Annotated in this window: 5 protein-coding genes; all 5 read left to right on the forward strand. The window is 42.3% G+C overall.

The genetic code is table 11. The annotated features are described in order from the left end of the window. Positions 1-1,414, forward strand: a 1,414-nt coding sequence (locus ABYD77_RS17495) for a tryptophan halogenase family protein (protein ID WP_372771380.1), incomplete at its 5' end; no start/stop codon positions are given. A 15-nt stretch (positions 1,415-1,429) separates the two neighbouring features. Next, the gene (locus ABYD77_RS17500) at positions 1,430-2,155 is read left to right on the forward strand and encodes a SapC family protein (protein ID WP_372771382.1); all 726 of its coding nucleotides are present in this window, start codon (positions 1,430-1,432) and stop codon (positions 2,153-2,155) included. Between the two features lies 1 nt (position 2,156). Continuing rightward, positions 2,157-3,176, forward strand: a complete 1,020-nt coding sequence (locus ABYD77_RS17505; RefSeq protein WP_372771384.1) for a cupin-like domain-containing protein — start codon at positions 2,157-2,159, stop codon at positions 3,174-3,176. 25 nt (positions 3,177-3,201) lie between these two features. Then, positions 3,202-4,686 carry a tryptophan halogenase family protein gene (locus ABYD77_RS17510; protein ID WP_372771386.1) on the forward strand — a complete coding sequence of 495 codons (1,485 nt, stop codon included), beginning with the start codon at positions 3,202-3,204 and terminating at the stop codon, positions 4,684-4,686. 59 nt (positions 4,687-4,745) lie between these two features. Continuing rightward, positions 4,746-5,290, forward strand: a 545-nt coding sequence (locus ABYD77_RS17515; protein ID WP_372771387.1) for a family 16 glycosylhydrolase, incomplete at its 3' end; no start/stop codon positions are given.

The following is a 5,290-nucleotide window of genomic DNA, read 5'->3' on the forward strand; positions in this document are numbered from 1 at the left end:
CACTATTGGTGTGGGTGAAGGAACTTGGCCTTCAATGCGCGACACATTACAACAAATCGGTATTTCCGAAACCTCTTTTTTAAACGAATGTGATGCCTCGTTTAAACAAGGCTCTAAATTTATCAACTGGCGCACTGCAAGTGGCGACAGTTACTTTCATCCGTTTTCGTTGCCCGAATCCTTTAATCAACTTAATTTGGCTGCCCATTGGTTACCTTACCAACATGAAGTGCCATTTGAACAAGCTGTTTGCTTTCAAGATGCTCTTTGTAATGCACAACTAGCACCTAAACAAATTTCAACGCCTGAATACAATTTTATTGCAAACTATGGCTATCATCTTGATGCAGGAAAATTTGCGCCTTTACTTAAATCACATTGCACAGAAAAACTCGGGGTAAAACATATTGATGACAATGTGCAAGATGTTCGGCTCACAAGTAATGGCGATGTGGCATCGGTGTTTACCGAAAAACACGGTGAAATTACAGGTGATTTATTTATCGACTGCAGCGGCCTTCACAGTTTATTAATTGATAAAGCACTTAAAGTCCCATTTGTTAGTTGCAAAGAGGTGTTATTTAACGACCGCGCACTGGCGGTACAAGTACCCTACCAACATCCAGACGACAATATTAATTCGGCGACTCACAGTACCGCAGTCGCTAATGGTTGGATTTGGGATATAGGACTGCAATCACGTCGCGGCATTGGTCATGTTTACAGCAGTGATTTTTGCACCAAAGAGCAAGCCTTCGATGCACTTGCCCGTTATGTGTCAGATAGATCAAATAGTGATATCAACAAACTCACCGTGCGCGAATTACAAATTACCCCAGGTTACCGCGAAAAGTTTTGGCATAAAAACGTGGTTGCCATTGGCATGTCAGCAGGATTTATCGAACCTTTAGAAGCCTCGGCTATCGCTTTAATCGAGCTATCCGCCAAATTTATTCGCGATCAATTTCCGCAAAATAGAGCGATGATGGACGTCATTGCCAAACGTTTTAATAAAAAATTCCATCAGCGCTGGCAGCAAATTATCGATTTTTTAAAGCTGCACTACGTGTTATCAGAGCGCGATGACTCCAAGTATTGGCACGCTGCAACAAGTACCGAAACACTATCACAAACACTGCGCGATAAATTGCTGTTATGGCAATATCAAACGCCATACCTCTATGATTCATTTGAAACAGAAGAGCTATTTCCCGCAGCAAGCTATCAATATATTTACTATGGTTTGAAAGGGGAAACTGCGTTTAACCCGTCGCAAAAATGGCATGATGAACACGCTAAAGCAAAAGCGCTGTTTCAACAAAATCAACAGAAACGCAACCAATTACAACAACAGTTAGAGCCAAACAGGGTATTGCTAAACAAAATTAAGCAGTACGGCTTAACAACGATTTAATAAAGGTGGCCCTCGATGGCAAAATTTGAATTAGTTAACAACATTGCTCATAAAAATATTAAAGTAAACACCAAAGCAAGTGCGCAGTTTGGCGATAATGTCTGGTTTGCACTGACCTTTCCTGATGAGTTTCGCGCCATTCAAAACCAGTACCCTATTTTCTTTCAGAAAAACAGCGAAACCGGCCAGTTTATGCCTGTTGCTTTAATGGGTGTTAAACAAAATGAAAATCTGTTTTTAACTGACGACGGCTGGGATGGTTACATTCCTGCAACGATCAAGCGTCATCCATTTGCTATTGGCCATCAGCAGCAAAACCAAGGCGGGCAAACTGAGCTTACACGCGTTTTAACCATTGATATGGAAAGCCCGCGTGTAAACGAAACACAAGGCGAAGCGCTGTTTTTAGAATATGGCGGCAACAGTGATTACCTAGACCAAATGGCAGATTTAATGGAAGCCATTCACAATGGTGTTGAAAAAAGTGCTCACTTTATTGAAACACTGCTTGGCTATGAGCTCATTGAACAATTTACTTTAGATGTGACTTTAAACGACGGCTCGCAAAATCAAATGCTTGGTTTTTACACCATAAACGAAGATAAATTAGCGGAACTTTCTGACGAGCAAACTCTTAACCTTGTTAAGCTCGGCTACTTGCAAGCGATTTACTTTATTATTGCCTCACACGGCAATATTGCAGAGCTTGTTAAACGTAAAAATAAACAGCTAGGTCTCTAATATGAACTTAGAGAGCATCAAACCAGTTACTGAGCTCACTAACATTACCAGCAAAGATATTTCTGGTGCGTTATTAAGCTCAGAAACACCTTTGCTCTTTAAAGGTGCTTGCAGCAATTGGCCCATTGTACAAAAAGCCATTCAGTCTAATGAAGCTGCTGCACAGCATTTACTCTCGCATTATACTGGCGAGCCAATCAATGCATTTTACGGCGAGCCAGAAATTAACGGCCGTGTTTTTTACAATCAAAATATGGATGGTTTTAACGTAAATGCGCACCAATTACCGCTGCAATTAGTGATTGAAAAGTTATTGTCATGCCAAAATGATGCGAAAGCTCCTACGGTATATATGGGTTCAACAAATACCGCACGTTGGTTCCCAACCCTTGAAAACGAGCATGACTTTACACTTGCAAACGCTTCGCCACTAACCAGTGTGTGGCTTGGAAATCAGAGTAAAATAGCAGCGCATTTTGACTTTCCCACTAACCTTGCCTGCAACCTTGCAGGCAAAAGACGGTTTTTGCTGTTTCCACCTGAACAAATCGAAAACCTCTATGTTGGCCCCTTAGAATTTGCTCCAGGTGGACAAGCCATAAGCTTGGTAGATTTTGAAAACCCCGACTTTAACCAATTCCCCAAATTTGCCGAGGCGCTAGAACATGCTCTTATCGCTGAATTATCACCGGGAGATATCTTATTACTGCCCAGTATGTGGTGGCACCAGGTTGAAGCCCAAACAGGCTTCAACCTGCTGCTTACCCATTGGTGGCGTGACACATCCGCATTTTATGGTCGCCCAGATAACGCGCTAGAGTTGGCAATTTTATCTTTACGTAGCTTGCCAAAAGCACAACGTAAAGCCTGGCAAGCCTTATTCAATTATTACGTATTTAATGACGAACTAGACTCGCTTGAACATATTCCAGAACATGCAAAAGCAGCGCTCACTTTGCCATTACCAGAGCAGCAAGCATTAAAGTTACGCGCAAGTCTTCTTAACAAACTAAAACGATAGAACACCGAAAGCAGTGGAGATACAGATGCAAAACAAAGTAAAAAACGTCGTAATTGCAGGGGGTGGTACCGCAGGTTGGATGGCCGCGGCGGCCTTTAGTAAACTGCTTGGTAACACGATAAATGTCACACTTGTTGAATCTGATCTTATTCCAACCGTTGGCGTTGGTGAGGCTACAATCCCTACCTTGCATATCTTCCATCGTTTACTCGGCATTAAAGAGCCTGAATTTATGGCGGCGACCAATGCGACGTTTAAATTGGGCATTAAATTTGAAAATTGGCGCCAAAAAGAGCAAGACTACATCCACTCGTTTGGCTTTTTAGGGCCTGACTGCTGGGCCTGTGGTTTTCATCACTTTTGGCAAAAAGGCAAACAAAAAGGCTATGTATCTGAGCTCGGTGATTATGTTGCAGAACATTTAGCGCAGCGTGAAGGTCGCTTTGCAGTATTACCAAACCAAGATATGAATCACGCCTACCACCTAGATGCCGCACTTTATGCTAAGTTTTTACGCGGTATTGCAGAGCAACACGGCGGTAAACGTGTTGAAGGCACCATAGATGAGGTGTTACAAAATCCAGAAACCGGATTTATCACTGCATTAAAACTGACCTCTGGCGACATTATTGAAGGTGATCTATTTATTGATTGCACAGGTTTTAGAGGGCTTTTAATCGAGCAGACCCTGCACGCGGGTTATGACGATTGGAGCCATTATTTACCATGCGACAGCGCCATTGCAGTACAAACTGAAACCGTCAGTAAACCGGTTGCATATACTCGCTCAATAGCACGTGACGCAGGCTGGCAATGGAGAATTCCACTGCAAAACCGCACCGGAAATGGCCATGTATTTTGCAGCAAGTATTTATCAGATGATGAAGCAGTTGCGACATTGCTTGATAATATTGAAGGCGAAAGATTAAACGAGCCCCGTGTCATCAAATACAAAACAGGTGCGCGTAGAAAGCATTGGGTTAAAAACTGTATCGCAGCAGGCCTCTCTTCTGGCTTTATTGAGCCATTAGAATCAACTGGCATTCACCTATTTCAAAAAGCCATTGTCCGTTTACTGCAACTATTCCCAAATGATGTTTTCAATCAAGCGGATATAAATGAATACAATGAACAAACTCGCCTTGAAGCGCTGAGTATTCGTGACTTTATTATTATGCACTACCACGTTACCGAGCGAACTGATACAGCATTTTGGCGTTATTGTAAAACCATGCCGATTCCAGACTCTTTGCAACATAAACTTGATTTATTTGAGCAATCCGGCCGCATTTTCAAAAAAGAACACGATCTTTTCGCCGAAACTTCTTGGGTACAGTGCCTGCTTGGCCAAGGCTTAGAGCCTAAAAGCTACCACCCAATTGTGGACAGCATGAGCGATATGGAGCTGAAAAACTTTTTGGATAATGCTAAACGCAATACGCGTAAGAAAGTCGATAAATGGCCGGATCATTGGGAGTTTATTCAATACTACTGCGCAACTGCTAAATAAGTTTGAAGGGCTATAACACAATGAAATGGATGACTGTATTTGCAGCTTTTTCGAGCATCATGTCACAAAACCTAAGTGCTGCATTACAAAATAGCGCAATTGGCTATCAAACAACACCCAATACAAAGTGGCAGCTGGTTTGGCAAGACGATTTTTCTGGCGAAACACTTGATGGCAGTAAATGGAATATCGAAGTGAACTGTGATGGCGGCGGTAATGACGAGCATCAATGTTATACCGCCAATAACGACAACCTGTTTTTAAAAAACGGAGCTTTGTATTTAGTTGCGAGAAAAGCAAACGAAAAAGCATTAAAACCATTTACCTCTGCCCGCATCAATTCCAAGGGTAAAGCTGATTTTAAGTATGGCCGCTTTGAAATCAAAGCCAAACTGCCTGCAGGTCAAGGGGCATGGCCAGCTTTTTGGATGCTGCCTACTGAACAAGTTTATGGCACTTGGCCAAAGTCTGGCGAAATAGACATCATAGAAAGTGTTAATCTTAAAGTGCCACTCAAAAACGGTAAAATTGAAAACACCGTTCATGGCACCCTTCACTACGGCCATGATTGGCCAAACAATGTCTATTCAGGAAAAGCATTTGA

The sequence above is a fragment of the Pseudoalteromonas sp. genome (genome assembly GCF_041629635.1).
Taxonomy (GTDB): Bacteria; Pseudomonadota; Gammaproteobacteria; order Enterobacterales; family Alteromonadaceae; genus Pseudoalteromonas.